The sequence below is a fragment of the Catellatospora bangladeshensis genome (assembly GCF_016862575.1).
Lineage (GTDB): Bacteria > Actinomycetota > Actinomycetes > Mycobacteriales > Micromonosporaceae > Catellatospora > Catellatospora bangladeshensis.
This window is the reverse complement of sequence record NZ_BONF01000005.1, coordinates 162,661-178,614: the sequence shown is the minus strand read 5'-3', so window position 1 is coordinate 178,614 and position 15,954 is coordinate 162,661. Positions and strand designations below refer to the sequence as shown.

Below are 15,954 nucleotides of genomic sequence, written 5' to 3'. Positions count from 1 at the left end.
CCTTTCGAGCGGCCCCGCGCCGCGGTGTGAAGCCCCGTGCGCCCTGCGCCGGGGCGTTTTCGTTTCCCTCCCGTCGTCTGGTTCCGGGTCCGGCGAGACCAGCCTGGAGTACGAGAGAGGAGGGGACATGGCGGACAAGATCCGTGCCGACAAGGCCGGCACTGTCGCGGAGCTCAAGGAGCGCTTCCAGAACTCGGGCGCCGTGGTGCTCACCGAGTACCGCGGTCTCACCGTGAAGCAGCTCACTGACCTGCGTCGTTCCATGGGCGGTGCCGAGTACACCGTCGCCAAGAACACGCTTGCCAAGCGCGCCGCGACCGACGCCGGTCTGACCGGTCTCGACGCTCTGTTCACCGGTCCTACCGCGCTCGCCTTCGTCTCCGGCGATGTCGTCGAGGCCGCGAAGGGCCTGAAGGAGTTCGCGAAGGCGAACCCGCTGCTCGTCATCAAGGGCGGTGTCTTCGAGGGCAAGGCGATCACGGCGGCTGACGTCGCCAAGCTTGCCGACCTCGAGTCCCGCGAGGTGCTGCTGGCCAAGCTGGCCGGCGCGATGAAGGCGAGCATGAGCAACGCCGCGGCGCTCTTCCAGGCCCCGCTGGCCAAGGCCGTCCGCACGGCCGCCGCTCTGCAGGACAAGCGCGAGAAGGAGGGCGCCGACGCCTGACGGGCGTCGACGTCATCCGCAGCCCCATCTGCTCGCGGTTACCTGCCGCGGCGTGTAGACCCAGTAAGAAAGGACGCCTGACATGGCGAAGCTGAGCACCACTGAGCTCCTTGACGCTTTCAAGGAGATGACCCTGATCGAGCTCTCCGAGTTCGTCAAGGAGTTCGAGAGCACGTTCGACGTGAAGGCCGCCGCGCCGGTCGCCGTCGCGGGCCCGGCCGGCCCGGCCGCCGCCGCCGAGGCGCCGGAGGAGAAGGACGAGTTCGACGTCGTCCTCGAGTCCGACGGTGGCAAGAAGATCCAGGTCATCAAGGTCGTGCGTGAGCTGACCGGCCTGGGCCTGAAGGAGGCCAAGGACGTGGTCGAGGCCGCGCCGAAGGCGATCCTGGAGAAGGCCAACAAGGAGACCGCCGAGAAGGCCAAGGCCAAGCTCGAGGCCGAGGGCGCCAAGGTCACCCTCAAGTGATCTCCGGTCACCGCCCGGCCGCCGCGCCGGTGCGGTGACCACGGTCGAAGGGTGGGTTTCCCGACAGGGAGCCCACCCTTCGCGTATGCAGGACAAACTCGCGTTGAGACCAACTTGACGCAGTACCGGACACTGGAACCCGTCGCCGGGTCTTGACGGAAAGGGCGACTCCAGGCAGTCTTTCTTCAGTACGACCTTCCGAGTTAGTAGCGGACAGGATGCGGAGCGTGGCGGACACCGATCTGAAGGTGTCCTGGAGCACGTTCTGCGAAAGCCTGCCGTGGGTGCTCGACAGCGGTCTGTGCTTCGGCTACACTGCTAGTTTGCGCTGCCCTTCGACTTTTCCCCTGCCCGGATTGCCGGATTGTCTGTGACGATCGGATCTGGACCAGGGGCTGTCGGGTTGCTCGCGTAACGGCCGTTGCACCACCGGTCCTCGGAAGGACGTATCTTGGCAGCCTCCCGCCCTGCGAAGACCAGTCGATCGTCGAGCGCGTTCGCTCCTCGCCGGATCTCCTTTGGCAGGATTACCGAACACCTCGAAGTGCCCAACCTGCTCGCTATCCAAACCGAGTCTTTTGACTGGCTTGTCGGCAATGAGTCCTGGCAGTCCCGTTCGTCCGCGCTCGCGGACGCGCGCTCGGGCCTCGCGGAGATCCTCGAAGAGATCAGCCCGATCGAGGACTTCTCCGGCACCATGTCGCTCAGCTTCTCCGACCCTCGCTTCGACGAGGTGAAGGCCTCCATCGAGGAGTGCAAGGAGAAGGACCTCACCTACTGCGCGCCGCTGTTCGTGACCGCGGAGTTCACCAACAACTCGACTGGCGAGATCAAGAGCCAGACCGTGTTCATGGGTGACTTCCCGATGATGACGCCGAAGGGCACCTTCATCATCAACGGCACCGAGCGCATCGTGGTCAGCCAGCTTGTCCGCTCCCCGGGCGTGTACTTCGCCAAGGAGCCGGACAAGACCTCCGACCGCGACCTCTCCAGCGTCAAGGTCATCCCGAGCCGGGGTGCCTGGCTGGAGTTCGACATCGACAAGCGCGACACCGTCGGCGTCCGTATCGACCGCAAGCGCCGCCAGGCCGTCACCGTCCTGCTGAAGGCGATCGGCTGGACGAACGACCAGATCCGCGAGCGCTTCGCGTGGTCCGAGCTGCTGATGACGACGCTCGAGAAGGACCACATCGCCGGTCAGGACGAGGCGCTGCTCGACATCTACCGCAAGCTGCGCCCTGGCGAGCCGCCGACCCGCGAGAACGCCCAGACCCTGCTCGACAACCTCTTCTTCAACCCGAAGCGGTACGACGTCGCCAAGGTCGGGCGCTACAAGTTCAACAAGAAGCTGGAGCTGGACGTCCCGATCACCACCGGGACGCTCACCGAGGACGACATCGTCGCCACCGTGGAGTACCTGGCCCGCCTGCACGCGGGCGAGGAGGGCTACGAGGCCGACGACATCGACCACTTCGGCAACCGCCGCCTGCGCACCGTCGGCGAGCTGATCCAGAACCAGGTTCGGGTCGGCCTCTCCCGCATGGAGCGCGTCGTGCGCGAGCGCATGACCACGCAGGACGTCGAGGCGATCACGCCGCAGACCCTGATCAACATCCGCCCGGTGGTGGCGGCGATCAAGGAGTTCTTCGGTACGTCGCAGCTGTCGCAGTTCATGGACCAGACCAACCCGCTCGCGGGTCTGACCCACCGTCGCCGCCTGTCGGCGCTCGGCCCGGGTGGTCTGTCGCGTGACCGTGCCGGCTTCGAGGTCCGTGACGTGCACCCGTCGCACTACGGCCGCATGTGCCCGATCGAGACGCCGGAAGGCCCGAACATCGGCCTGATCGGCGCGCTCTCGACGTTCGCGCGGGTCAACCCGTTCGGCTTCGTCGAGACGCCGTACCGCAAGGTCGTCGACGGCAAGGTCACCGACCAGATCGACTACCTGACCGCGGACGAGGAGGACCGGTACGTCAAGGCGCAGGCCAACGCCGTGCTCATGGGCGACGGCTCCTTCGCCGAGGACCGCGTGCTGGTTCGCCGTAAGGGCGGTGAGGTCGACTACGTGCCGCCGGCGCAGGTCGACTACATGGACGTGTCGCCGCGGCAGATGGTGTCCGTCGCCACCGCGATGATCCCGTTCCTCGAGCACGACGACGCCAACCGCGCGCTCATGGGCGCGAACATGCAGCGTCAGGCGGTGCCGCTGGTCAAGGCCGAGGCCCCGCTGGTCGGCACGGGTATGGAGTACCGTGCCGCGACCGACGCCGGCGACGTGGTCGTGGCCGAGGTGGGCGGCGTGGTCGAGGACCTGTGCGCCGACTACATCACCGTGCACCAGGACGACGGCTTCCGCCGGACCTACCTGCTGCACAAGTTCCGCCGGTCGAACTCGGGTTCCTGCGTGAACCAGAAGCCGACGGTCCTGGAGGGCGCCCGCGTCGAGGCCGGTCAGGTCATCGCCGACGGCCCCTGCACCGACAACGGTGAGATGGCGCTCGGCCGCAACCTGCTGGTCGCCTTCATGCCGTGGGAGGGCCACAACTACGAGGACGCGATCATCCTGTCCCAGCGCCTGGTGCAGGAGGACGTGCTCACCTCGATCCACATCGAGGAGCACGAGGTCGACGCCCGCGACACCAAGCTGGGCCCGGAGGAGATCACCCGCGACATCCCGAACGTCAGCGAGGAGATGCTGGCGGACCTGGACGAGCGGGGCATCATCCGGATCGGCGCCGAGGTGGTGCCGGGCGACATCCTGGTCGGCAAGGTCACGCCCAAGGGCGAGACCGAGCTGACCCCGGAGGAGCGGCTGCTCCGCGCGATCTTCGGCGAGAAGGCGCGCGAGGTCCGCGACACCTCGCTGAAGGTGCCGCACGGTGAGACCGGCACGGTCATCGGCGTGCGCACGTTCTCCCGCGAGGACGGCGACGAGTTGCCCCCGGGCGTCAACGAGCTGGTCCGGGTGTACGTGGCCCAGAAGCGCAAGATCCAGGACGGTGACAAGCTCGCCGGCCGCCACGGCAACAAGGGTGTCATCTCCAAGATCCTTCCGGTCGAGGACATGCCGTTCCTGGAGGACGGCACCCCGGTCGACATCGTGCTCAACCCGCTGGGCGTGCCCGGCCGAATGAACATCGGCCAGGTTCTCGAGGTCCACCTGGGCTGGGTCGCGAAGACCGGCTGGAAGGTCGCGGGCGAGGACGCCGAGTGGAAGAAGGCGCTGCGCTCGATCGGCGCGCACGAGGCCGAGGCCAACACGAACGTGGCCACCCCGGTCTTCGACGGCGCGCACGACGACGAGATCGCCGGTCTGCTCGGCAGCACCCTGCCCAACCGGGACGGCCTGCAGCTGATCGGTGAGTCGGGCAAGGCCAAGCTGTTCGACGGCCGGTCCGGCGAGCCGCTGCCGGACCCGATCTCGGTCGGCTACATGTACATCCTCAAGCTGAACCACCTGGTGGATGACAAGATCCACGCCCGGTCGACCGGCCCGTACTCGATGATCACGCAGCAGCCGCTGGGTGGTAAGGCGCAGTTCGGCGGTCAGCGCTTCGGTGAGATGGAGTGCTGGGCGATGCAGGCCTACGGCGCGGCCTACGCGCTGCAGGAGCTGCTGACGATCAAGTCCGACGACGTGCTGGGCCGCGTGAAGGTGTACGAGGCCATCGTCAAGGGCGAGAACATCCCCGAGCCGGGCATCCCGGAGTCGTTCAAGGTGCTGCTCAAGGAGCTCCAGTCGCTGTGCCTGAACGTCGAGGTGCTGTCCAGCGACGGCGTGGCCCTGGAGATGCGCGAGACCGACGACGAGGTGTTCCGGGCGGCGGAGGAGCTCGGTATCGATCTGTCCCGGCGGGAGCCGAGCAGCGTCGAGGAAGTCTGATGTAAAAGGCGTCCTCCGCGCGCTCCGGCGTGTGGAGGACGCCTCCGCCATCAACTGACACTGATGAAGACACGAGCAAAGAGGGACATACAACGTGCTCGACGTTAACTTCTTCGATGAGCTTCGGATCGGCCTGGCGGGCGCTGAAGACATCCGGCGCTGGTCGCACGGCGAGGTCAAGAAGCCCGAGACCATCAACTACCGCACCCTGAAGCCCGAGAAGGACGGACTCTTCTGCGAGAAGATCTTCGGTCCGCAGCGGGACTGGGAGTGCTACTGCGGCAAGTACAAGCGGGTCCGCTTCAAGGGCATCGTCTGTGAGCGCTGCGGCGTCGAGGTGACCCGGTCCAAGGTGCGCCGTGAGCGCATGGGCCACATCGAGCTCGCCGCCGCGGTCACCCACATCTGGTACTTCAAGGGCGTGCCGAGCCGGCTGGGCTACCTGCTGGACCTCGCGCCCAAGGACCTCGAGAAGATCATTTACTTCGCCTCGTACGTGATCACGAGCGTGGACGCCGAGGCGCGTCACCGCGACATGACCACCATCGAGAACGAGATCTTCGCCGAGAAGCGGCAGGCCGAGAACGCCCGCGACGCCGAGATCGAGAAGCGCGCGGTCAAGCTCGAGGCCGACCTGGGCGAGCTGGAGGCCGAGGGCGCCAAGGCCGACGTGCGCCGCAAGGTCAAGGAGGCCGGCGAGCGCGAGATGCGCCAGATCCGCGACAAGGCGCAGCGTGAGATCGACCGCCTGGACGAGGTGCTGGACACGTTCCGCAAGCTCGACTCCAAGCAGCTGGTCACCGACGAGCTGCTCTACCGTGAGCTGCGCGACCGCTTCGGTGAGTACTTCACCGGCGGCATGGGCGCCGAGGCCATCAAGGCCCTGGTCCAGAACATGGACCTGGAGGCCGAGGCCGACTCGCTGCGCGAGACCATCCGCTCGGGCAAGGGGCAGCGCAAGCTGCGCGCGCTCAAGCGGCTCAAGGTCGTGGCCGCGTTCCTGGCCACCGGCAACTCGCCGCTGGGCATGGTGCTCGACTGCGTCCCGGTCATCCCGCCGGACCTGCGCCCGATGGTGCAGCTCGACGGTGGCCGCTTCGCGACGTCCGACCTGAACGACCTGTACCGCCGCGTGATCAACCGCAACAACCGCCTCAAGCGCCTGATCGACCTCGGCGCGCCCGAGATCATCGTGAACAACGAGAAGCGGATGCTGCAGGAGGCCGTCGACGCGCTGTTCGACAACGGCCGCCGTGGCCGGCCGGTGACGGGTCCGGGCAACCGCCCGCTCAAGTCGCTGTCCGACATGCTCAAGGGCAAGCAGGGCCGGTTCCGGCAGAACCTGCTCGGCAAGCGCGTGGACTACTCGGGCCGTTCCGTGATCGTCGTCGGCCCGCGGCTGAAGCTGCACCAGTGCGGTCTGCCCAAGCAGATGGCGCTGGAGCTGTTCAAGCCGTTCGTGATGAAGCGGCTGGTCGACCTGAACCACGCCCAGAACATCAAGTCCGCCAAGCGCATGGTCGAGCGGCAGCGCCCGGTCGTGTGGGACGTGCTGGAAGAGGTCATCACCGAGCACCCCGTGCTGCTCAACCGCGCGCCCACCCTGCACCGCCTGGGCATCCAGGCGTTCGAGCCGCAGCTGGTCGAGGGCAAGGCGATCCAGATCCACCCGCTGGTCTGCACCGCCTTCAACGCCGACTTCGACGGCGACCAGATGGCGGTGCACGTGCCGCTGTCCGCCGAGGCCCAGGCCGAGGCGCGCATCCTCATGCTGTCCAGCAACAACATCCTCAAGCCGGCCGACGGCAAGCCGGTGACCATGCCCACCCAGGACATGATCATCGGGCTGTACCACCTGACCCACAAGCGCACCGGTATGAAGGGCGAGGGCCGGGTCTTCAGCTCCGAGGCCGAGGCGATGATGGCCTTCGACAACGGCGAGCTGCACCTGCAGGCGCCGGTGCGGATCCGCCTCAAGGGCGTCACCTCGGTCGACAACGGGCCGAGCGCCGAGGCGTGGACCGCGCCGGAGGAGTGGGAGCAGGGCGAGGCGCTGCTGCTCGACACCACGCTGGGCCGGGTCCTGTTCAACGAGACCCTCCCGGTGGGCTACCGCTTCGTCAACCACGAGGTCCGCAAGGGCCAGCTCTCGGGCATCGTGAACGACCTCGCCGAGCGCTACCCCAAGGTCGCCCTGGCGGCGACGCTGGACGCGCTCAAGGAGGCCGGCTTCCACTGGGCCACCTGGTCCGGCGTCACCATCGGCATGGAGGACGTCATCTCGCCGCCGCGCAAGGGCCAGATCCTTGAGCGGTACGAGAAGGAGGCCGAGCGCTTCGACAAGCAGTACCAGCGTGGTCTGATGACCGCCGAGGAGCGCCGCGGCGAGCTGATCGAGCTGTGGACCAAGGCGACCAACGAGGTGGCCAAGGAGCTGGAGACCGCGCTGCCGCTGGAGAACCCGCTGTGGCGCATGATCCACTCCGGCGCGCGAGGCAACATGCTGCAGCTGCGTCAGATCGCGGCGATCCGTGGTCTGGTGGCCAACCCCAAGGGTGAGATCATCCCGCGGCCGATCAAGTCCTCGTACCGCGAGGGCCTGAGCGTGCTGGAGTACTTCATCTCCACGCACGGCGCCCGCAAGGGTCTGGCCGACACCGCGCTGCGTACCGCCGACTCGGGTTACCTGACCCGTCGTCTGGTGGACGTCTCGCAGGACGTGATCATCCGCGAGGACGACTGCGGCACCGACCGCGCGATCCCGATGCAGATCGGCACGCGCCACGACGGTGTGCTGTCGGTGCACGAGCACGCCGAGACCGGCGCGCACGCCCGCACCCTGGCCGAGGACATGTCGGACCCGTCCGGCAACCTCGTCGCGGCCCGCGGCACCGACCTCAACTCGATCGTCGTCGACAAGCTGGTCAAGGCCGGCATCGAGGGCGTCCGGGTGCGGTCCGTGCTCACCTGCGAGAGCAAGCTGGGCGTCTGCGCGGCCTGCTACGGCCGCTCGCTGCCGACCGGCAAGCTGGTGGACGTCGGCGAGGCCGTCGGCATCATCGCGGCCCAGTCCATCGGTGAGCCCGGTACGCAGCTGACGATGCGTACCTTCCACACCGGTGGTGCGGCCTCGGGTGAGGACATCACCCAGGGTCTGCCGCGTGTCCAGGAGATCTTCGAGGCGCGTGTGCCCAAGGGCAAGGCGCCGATCGCGGACACTCCCGGCCGCATCCGCATCGAGGCCGGCGACCGGTCGAAGAAGATCATCATCGTGCCGGACGACGGCAGCGAGGAGATCGTCCACGACAAGATCTCGAACCGCGTCAAGCTGCGCGTGCACGACGGCGCCCACGTCGAGGTCGGCGAGAAGCTGACCGAGGGCACCATCGACCCGCACGAGCTGCTGCGCATCATGGGCCCGCGCGCGGTCCAGGTCCACCTGACCAACGAGGTCCAGGAGGTCTACCGCTCGCAGGGTGTGATGATCCACGACAAGCACATCGAGATCATCATCCGCCAGATGCTCAAGCGCGTGACGATCATCGACTCGGGTGCCACGGAGTTCCTGCCGGGCGTCCTGGTCGACCGGGCACAGTTCGAGGGCGAGAACCGGCGCCTGGTCTCCGAGGGCGGCGAGCCCGCGGCCGGCCGCCCGGTGCTGATGGGTATCACCAAGGCGTCGCTGGCGACCGAGTCGTGGCTGTCGGCGGCCTCCTTCCAGGAGACCACCCGGGTGCTCACCGACGCGGCCATCAACGCGCGCAGTGACTCGCTCATCGGTCTCAAGGAGAACGTCATCATCGGCAAGCTCATCCCGGCGGGTACCGGCATCAGCAAGTACCGCAACGTCCGGGTGGAGCCGACCGAGGAGGCGAAGGCCAAGGTCTACTCCATGACCTCGTACGGCGAGACCGACTACGGCTTCGGCCCGGCGTCCGGTGTCGCGGTGCCGCTGGACGACTTCGACTTCGGGTCGTACCGGTAACCGTTCGTAGAACGTGGCGTCCCCCATGTCGTTTACACGGCATGGGGGACGCCGTTTTTCTGTCCGCGGGCGGCCCGGCCGGTTTCGCCGCCCGCGATCCCGCCGATCCCGACCCGGTCGCCGACACGAAGGCCACCGCCGCGTTCGGGCTCGGCCTGCTGGCCGCCGTCACCGGCCTGGCCGTCGGCGGCATCGTGCCCGCCACGGTGGCGCTCGCGCTGGCCCGGCAGGCCCGCGCGGAGCTGCGCACCGGGGAGGGCTGGCGCACCGGCGCCGGGCGGGTGCGCTGGGCCGAACGGCTGGCCTGGCTGGGCATCGCGCTGGCCGGGGCGAGCCTGCTCGCGTTGGTCGTGTTCCTGTTCCTGCGCGGTGTGCGCTTCGGCCCGCAGGACTTCCCGCCGACGGTCGACTGAGCGGGCGGCGCATGGTGCGGACGTGGCAGGATCGGCGGCGTGACTGAGCAGCCTCCCGCGCCGCAGTGGCCGACCGTCCCGCCCACGGGCGAGCAGGCTCCGACTCCGCAGCGGCCGACCGTCCCGCCGACGGCCGAGCAGGCTCCGGCTCCGCAGTGGCAGGCGGTGCCGCAGTGGCCGAAGGTGCCGCAGGCGGGGCCGCGGCCGGTGAGCTACCCGGCGCCGGTGCGGGTCGAGGCGGTGCCGGGGACGCCCTACGGGCTGGCCGTGCTGGGCGCGCCGAAGACCGCGTCCGGTGTGGCGGCCAGCTCGCTGGCGACCGGGGTCGGGTCGGTGCTGGTGTCACTGGCCGTCTGGTGCTTCGGGCTGACGGGGGCTGAGCCCGGCTGGGGCGGTCTGGTCGCGGGGGCGTTCGCGGTGCTGGCGATCCTGCTGGGGGCCGCGGGCATCGTGCTGGGCTGGCTGGGGATGCGCCAGATCCGGCTCGCCGCGGGCACCATGACCGGCCGGGGCGTCGCGATCTCGGGCCTGGTGTGCGGTGCCGTGGGCTTCCTGCTGGCCGCGTTCGGCCTCATCGTCGCGATCGCCCTCAGCGCGGGCGCCTGACCGCCGGCACCAGCCGAAGATCGCCGTCTCGTGTCGGAACCTGTGGTCAGACTGCACTTTGTGACACGAACCCGCGATCTCGGTTGCGGCGGCGGCGCGGGCTTGGCTCCGGCGCATCGCGGGCAAGATCGCCGTCTCGTGTCGGAACCTGTGGTCAGACTGCACTTTGTGACACGAACCCGCGATCTTGGGCGCGGCGGCGTGGGTTCAGTTCCGCCACCCCGGGGGCAAGATCGCTGTCTCGTGTCGGAACCTATGGTGAGACCGCACTTTCGGACACGAGATCGCGATCTTCGGCGTGGCGGCTGGGGCTGAGGTCCGGGCTGCGGAGCGCGGACCCGGTGGGCGAGGCGACGTCTCGGGGTGGGCCGGGGGAGAGCTGGCTCACGGTCTGGCATCCGGTTCAAGGTGTGGGAATCGACGAGGTAGACTGGTGTTCGGAGTTCGCGTCGACGGCGGGCTGGCAACACGGAATGAACGGCATGCGGCACAATCGCGCATCGATGCGCGGGTGACAGGTACCCCGTTTTGACCAGTGGGCCATCGGTTCGGTACTCTTTCCCCTCGTGCCCGGGCTTGCCCGGGCCCCTCGTGCGTGCGCCGACGCGGAGAGCTTGACCCACAGGGTCGGGCACCGCAGCACCACGACAATGACAGACTCCGACAGCTCGAGAAATCGAGCCGCCGGGCCCGTGTGCCGGACGACACGCCCGACCGCGGGGGTCGGGACACGTCTCGGATCGCTCCGGGACGGCGCCGATCGCAGCAGTTCGGGCCGCATACGCGGCCAACGGCCACATAAGTTTCCACGGCGAAGAGCCGCGGAGAGAAGCAAAAGGGAGCGGAGAAACCCGGTGCCCACTATCCAGCAGCTGGTCCGTAAGGGCCGCCAGGCGAAGACGAGCAAGACCAAGACGCCGGCGCTGAAGGGGAGCCCCCAGCGGCGGGGTGTGTGCACGCGTGTGTACACCACGACGCCCAAGAAGCCGAACTCGGCACTGCGGAAGGTCGCTCGCGTCAAGCTGAGCAGCCAGATCGAGGTCACCGCGTACATCCCGGGTGTCGGTCACAACCTGCAGGAGCACTCGATCGTGCTCGTCCGCGGCGGTCGTGTTAAGGACCTGCCCGGCGTGCGCTACAAGATCATTCGTGGTTCGCTGGACACCCAGGGTGTCCGCAACCGCAAGCAGGCACGTAGCCGCTACGGCGCGAAGCTGGTCAAGGAAGGGAAGAAGTAATGCCGCGTAAGGGCCCCGCGCCTCGTCGGCCGCTGAACGCCGATCCGGTTTACAGCTCGCCGCTGGTCACGCAGCTGGTCAACAAGATCCTGCTCAACGGCAAGCGCCAGCTGGCCGAGCGGGTCGTGTACGGCGCCCTGGAGGGCTGCCGCGAGAAGACCGGCACCGACCCGGTGGTGACGCTCAAGCGCGCCATGGACAACGTGAAGCCGACCCTCGAGGTCCGCAGCCGCCGTGTCGGTGGCGCGACCTACCAGGTGCCGGTCGAGGTCCGTCCGGCCCGCGCGACCACGCTGGGTCTGCGCTGGCTGGTGACCTACTCCCGCGCCCGTCGCGAGAAGACCATGGTCGAGCGCCTCATGAACGAGCTGCTCGACGCCAGCAACGGCCTCGGCGCCGCCGTCAAGCGGCGTGAGGACACGCACAAGATGGCCGAGTCGAACAAGGCCTTCGCGCACTACCGCTGGTGAACGTCGTGGAGCCGGTCCGACTCGTCGGTGCCGGCTCCACACCCTTGACTTTCCGGGACTGAGTCCCACACCGAAAGGATCGTGAAGTGGCCGCCGTAGACGCCGCCCTCGCCAAGACCCGCAACATCGGCATCATGGCGCACATCGACGCCGGTAAGACCACCACCACCGAGCGGATCCTGTTCTACACCGGTATCACGCACAAGATCGGTGAGGTCCACGAGGGCGCTGCCGTCATGGACTGGATGGAGCAGGAGCAGGAGCGTGGTATCACCATCACCTCCGCTGCGACCAAGTGTGAGTGGAAGGGCCACACGATCCAGATCATCGACACGCCCGGCCACGTCGACTTCACCGTCGAGGTGGAGCGTTCGCTGCGCGTGCTCGACGGTGCGGTCGCGGTCTACGACGGTGTCGCCGGTGTGGAGCCGCAGACCGAGAACGTGTGGCGCCAGGCCGACAAGTACAACGTGCCGCGTATGTGCTTCGTGAACAAGCTGGACCGCACCGGTGCGGACTTCTTCCGCTGCGTGGACATGATGATCACGCGCCTCAACGCGACCCCGCTGGTGCTGCAGATCCCGATCGGGCTCGAGGGCGACCACATCGGCGTCGTGGACCTGCTGGGCATGCGCGCGCTGACCTGGCGCGGCGAGACCCAGAAGGGTGAGGACTACGCGGTCGAGGAGATCCCGGCGAACCTGGCCGAGCAGGCCGACGAGTGGCGCACCAAGCTGCTCGAGACCCTGTCCGAGGCCGACGACGAGATCATGGAGAGCTACCTCGAGGGTGGCGAGTTCACCGTCGAGCAGCTCAAGGCCGCGATCCGTCGCGCCACCATCGCCGGCAAGCTGAACCCGGTCGTGTGCGGCTCCGCGTTCAAGAACAAGGGCGTGCAGCCGATGCTGGACGCGGTCGTCGACTTCCTGCCGTCGCCGCTGGACATCCCGGCCATCGACGGCACGCTGATGGACGGGGAGACCCCGGTCGCCCGCCACGCCGACTCGACCGAGCCGTTCTCCGGCCTGGCGTTCAAGATCCAGACTGACAAGCACCTGGGCAAGCTGACCTACGTGCGGGTCTACTCCGGCACGCTGGACGCGGGCTCGCCGGTGATCAACTCGACCAAGGACCGCAAGGAGCGGGTCGGGAAGATCTACCAGATGCACGCCAACAAGCGTGAGGAGCGCTCGCAGGCGTTCGCCGGCGACATCATCGCGGTGCAGGGTCTCAAGCAGACCACCACCGGTGACACGCTGTCGGACCCGGCGAACCCGGTGATCCTCGAGTCGATGACCTTCCCGGACCCGGTCATCTCGGTGGCCATCGAGCCGAAGACGAAGGCCGACCAGGAGAAGCTGGGCACCGCGATCCAGAAGCTCGCCGAGGAGGACCCGACCTTCCGCGTGAAGCTCGACGAGGAGACCGGCCAGACCGTCATCTCCGGCATGGGCGAGCTCCACCTGGAGATCCTCGTCGACCGCATGAAGCGCGAGTTCAACGTCGAGGCCAACGTCGGCAAGCCGCAGGTGGCGTACCGCGAGACGATCCGCCGCGTGGTGGACAAGCTCGAGTACACCCACAAGAAGCAGACCGGTGGCTCGGGTCAGTACGCGAGCGTCATCATCGGCCTCGAGCCGCTGCCGCTGGACGCCCCGGCGCAGTACGAGTTCGTCAACGCCGTCACGGGTGGCCGCATCCCGAAGGAGTTCATCCCCTCGGTCGACGCCGGCGCCCAGGACGCGATGCAATACGGCGTGCTGGCCGGGTACCCGCTGGTCGGCGTCAAGATGACGCTGATCGACGGCAAGTACCACGAGGTCGACTCGTCCGAGATGGCGTTCAAGATCGCCGGCTCGATGGCGCTGAAGGAGGCGGCCCGCAAGGCCGACCCCGCCATCCTCGAGCCGATGATGGCCGTCGAGGTCGTCACGCCCGAGGACAACATGGGTGACGTCATCGGCGACCTGAACTCGCGCCGTGGCATCATCCAGGCGATGGAGGAGCGCAGCGGCGCCCGCGTCGTCCGTGCCCTGGTGCCGCTGTCGGAGATGTTCGGCTACGTCGGCGACCTCCGGTCGAAGACCCAGGGCCGGGCCAGCTACAGCATGGTATTCGACTCCTACGCCGAGGTTCCCGCGAACGTCGCGAAGGAGATCATCGCTAAGGCCACCGGAGAGTGACCGCGGTGGTGACGCCGGCCCCGGCCGGCGTCACCACGGCCTAGCTCAACAGGCCTCAGCAAAGGCAAGAAGCGCCGGCGAACCCGGCGGGCAAAGGTCCTAAGCGCCAGTCGGCGCCGTCGGGCGAACGAACCAACAGTCCACAGGAGGACACCAGTGGCGAAGGCGAAGTTCGAGCGGACTAAGCCGCACGTCAACATCGGCACCATTGGTCACATCGACCACGGTAAGACGACGCTGACGGCGGCCATCACTAAGGTCCTGCACGACAAGTTCCCGGCACTCAACCCGTACACCCCGTTCGACGAGATCGACAAGGCGCCGGAGGAGAAGGCTCGTGGTATCACGATCTCCATCGCGCACGTCGAGTACCAGACGGAGAACCGGCACTACGCGCACGTCGACTGCCCGGGTCACGCTGACTACATCAAGAACATGATCACCGGTGCCGCCCAGATGGACGGCGCGATCCTGGTGGTCGCCGCGACCGACGGCCCGATGCCGCAGACCCGCGAGCACGTGCTGCTGGCCCGTCAGGTCGGCGTTCCGTACATCGTCGTGGCGCTCAACAAGAGCGACATGGTCGACGACGAGGAGCTGCTGGACCTGGTCGAGCTCGAGGTCCGCGAGCTGCTGTCGAGCCAGGAGTACCCGGGTGACGACCTGCCGGTCGTCCGGGTCTCCGCGCTCAAGGCGCTCGAGGGCGACGCCAAGTGGTCCGACGCGCTGATGGGCCTGATGGACGCGGTCGACACCGCGATCCCGCAGCCCGAGCGTGAGGTCGACAAGCCGTTCCTCATGCCGATCGAGGACGTGTTCACGATCACCGGTCGTGGCACCGTCGTCACCGGTCGTGCCGAGCGTGGCATCCTCAAGCCGAACGAGGAGGTCGAGATCGTCGGCATCCGCGAGAAGTCGATGAAGACCACCTGCACCGGCATCGAGATGTTCCGCAAGCTGCTCGACGAGGCCCGCGCGGGCGAGAACGTCGGTCTGCTGCTGCGTGGCATCAAGCGCGAGGACGTCGAGCGCGGCATGGTCGTGGTCAAGCCCGGCTCGACCACCCCGCACACGGAGTTCGAGGCGTCGGTCTACATCCTCTCCAAGGAGGAGGGCGGCCGCCACACCCCGTTCTTCCAGAACTACCGTCCGCAGTTCTACTTCCGGACCACCGACGTCACCGGTGTCGTCACGCTGCCCGAGGGCACCGAGATGGTCATGCCCGGCGACAACGTCGAGATGAACGTGAAGCTCATCCAGCCGATCGCCATGGAGGAGACCCTCCGCTTCGCGATCCGCGAGGGTGGCCGCACGGTCGGCGCCGGCCGAGTCACCAAGATCCTCAAGTGATCTTCGCGGGCGCCTCGCTCTCGGGCGGGGCGCCCGCACCTTTACGTATACGCAGGTCGGGCCTGTTTTAGTGAGCCCCGGCACCCTGATTTCACAAGGCCGTGCTCGATACGGCATAATGAACAGGTTGCGTTGCGAGCGGTCGCTCACGTGTGTTTCTGTGAGTGCGCCGTTTCGCGTGGCGTGGGGGGTCTCCGGACCTCTGGCGCACAGCTCCTGTGATCGGGCGTGATGCCCGCTGAGCCAAGGTTGACCTTTTCATAGGGACCCAGTCTGGTTCAGCGCGCGACACGCCCGACCGCGGGGGTCGGACAGGGGGCAGGCCCCACCGTCTGCCGCCGCAGGTAGCGGCTTGAGAGAAGGAAACAGAAGCCACCATGGCGGGACAGAAGATCCGCATCCGGCTCAAGGCCTACGACCACGAGGTGGTCGACTCCTCGGCGCGGAAGATCGTCGAGACGGTGACCCGTACGGGTGCTCAGGTCGCAGGGCCGGTGCCACTGCCCACGGAGATCAACCGTTTCTGCGTGATCCGTTCGCCGCACAAGTACAAGGACTCGCGCGAGCACTTCGAGATGCGCACGCACAAGCGTCTGATCGACATCATCGACCCGACCCCGAAGACGGTCGACTCGCTCATGCGACTCGATCTGCCGGCTGGTGTCGACATCGAGATCAAGCTGTAGGGACCGACAC

12 protein-coding genes are annotated in these 15,954 nt (G+C 67.6%); all 12 read left to right on the top strand.

The window, feature by feature from the left end; all coding sequences use genetic code 11:
• Positions 1-127 precede the first annotated feature (127 nt).
• The 12 genes from rplJ (at position 128) to rpsJ (ending at position 15,944) form a co-directional block, all read left to right on the top strand.
• Positions 128-664, top strand: coding sequence for a 50S ribosomal protein L10 (rplJ, locus tag Cba03nite_RS03665; protein ID WP_203741761.1), 537 nt, complete (start codon positions 128-130; stop codon positions 662-664).
• Positions 665-746: 82 nt separating this feature from the next.
• Positions 747-1,130 carry a 50S ribosomal protein L7/L12 gene (gene rplL / locus Cba03nite_RS03660; RefSeq protein ID WP_203741759.1) on the top strand — a complete coding sequence of 128 codons (384 nt, stop codon included), beginning with the start codon at positions 747-749 and terminating at the stop codon, positions 1,128-1,130.
• Positions 1,131-1,357: 227 nt separating this feature from the next.
• Positions 1,358-1,504 carry a hypothetical protein gene (locus Cba03nite_RS03655; RefSeq protein ID WP_203741757.1) on the top strand — a complete coding sequence of 49 codons (147 nt, stop codon included), beginning with the start codon at positions 1,358-1,360 and terminating at the stop codon, positions 1,502-1,504.
• A 77-nt stretch (positions 1,505-1,581) separates the two neighbouring features.
• Positions 1,582-5,013: a DNA-directed RNA polymerase subunit beta gene (gene rpoB, locus Cba03nite_RS03650; RefSeq protein ID WP_203741755.1), complete on the top strand. Its 3,432-nt coding sequence runs from the start codon at positions 1,582-1,584 to the stop codon at positions 5,011-5,013.
• A gap of 94 nt (positions 5,014-5,107) precedes the next feature.
• A complete protein-coding gene (locus Cba03nite_RS03645) occupies positions 5,108-8,998 on the top strand; it encodes a DNA-directed RNA polymerase subunit beta' (RefSeq protein ID WP_203741753.1) in 3,891 nt (1,296 codons plus the stop codon).
• 41 nt (positions 8,999-9,039) lie between these two features.
• Entirely contained in the window at positions 9,040-9,411 is a 372-nt protein-coding gene (locus Cba03nite_RS03640; RefSeq protein WP_203741751.1) for a hypothetical protein, read from the top strand.
• A 39-nt stretch (positions 9,412-9,450) separates the two neighbouring features.
• Positions 9,451-10,017: a DUF4190 domain-containing protein gene (locus Cba03nite_RS03635; protein ID WP_239125430.1), complete on the top strand. Its 567-nt coding sequence runs from the start codon at positions 9,451-9,453 to the stop codon at positions 10,015-10,017.
• Positions 10,018-10,871: 854 nt separating this feature from the next.
• Positions 10,872-11,255 carry a 30S ribosomal protein S12 gene (gene rpsL / locus Cba03nite_RS03630; protein ID WP_120317147.1) on the top strand — a complete coding sequence of 128 codons (384 nt, stop codon included), beginning with the start codon at positions 10,872-10,874 and terminating at the stop codon, positions 11,253-11,255.
• Positions 11,255-11,725, top strand: a complete 471-nt coding sequence (gene rpsG, locus Cba03nite_RS03625) for a 30S ribosomal protein S7 (protein ID WP_203741749.1) — start codon at positions 11,255-11,257, stop codon at positions 11,723-11,725. Before rpsL ends, rpsG begins: the two co-directional genes overlap by 1 nt.
• Before the next feature lie 86 nt (positions 11,726-11,811).
• Positions 11,812-13,908, top strand: coding sequence for an elongation factor G (gene fusA, locus Cba03nite_RS03620; RefSeq protein ID WP_203741741.1), 2,097 nt, complete (start codon positions 11,812-11,814; stop codon positions 13,906-13,908).
• A gap of 156 nt (positions 13,909-14,064) precedes the next feature.
• Complete coding sequence (tuf, locus tag Cba03nite_RS03615) at positions 14,065-15,258, top strand: elongation factor Tu (RefSeq protein ID WP_203741739.1); 1,194 nt, start codon at positions 14,065-14,067, stop codon at positions 15,256-15,258.
• Between the two features lie 377 nt (positions 15,259-15,635).
• On the top strand, positions 15,636-15,944 hold the full coding sequence (gene rpsJ / locus Cba03nite_RS03610) for a 30S ribosomal protein S10 (RefSeq protein ID WP_007073037.1): 309 nt from the start codon (positions 15,636-15,638) through the stop codon (positions 15,942-15,944).
• The last annotated feature ends 10 nt before the right edge of the window (positions 15,945-15,954 follow it).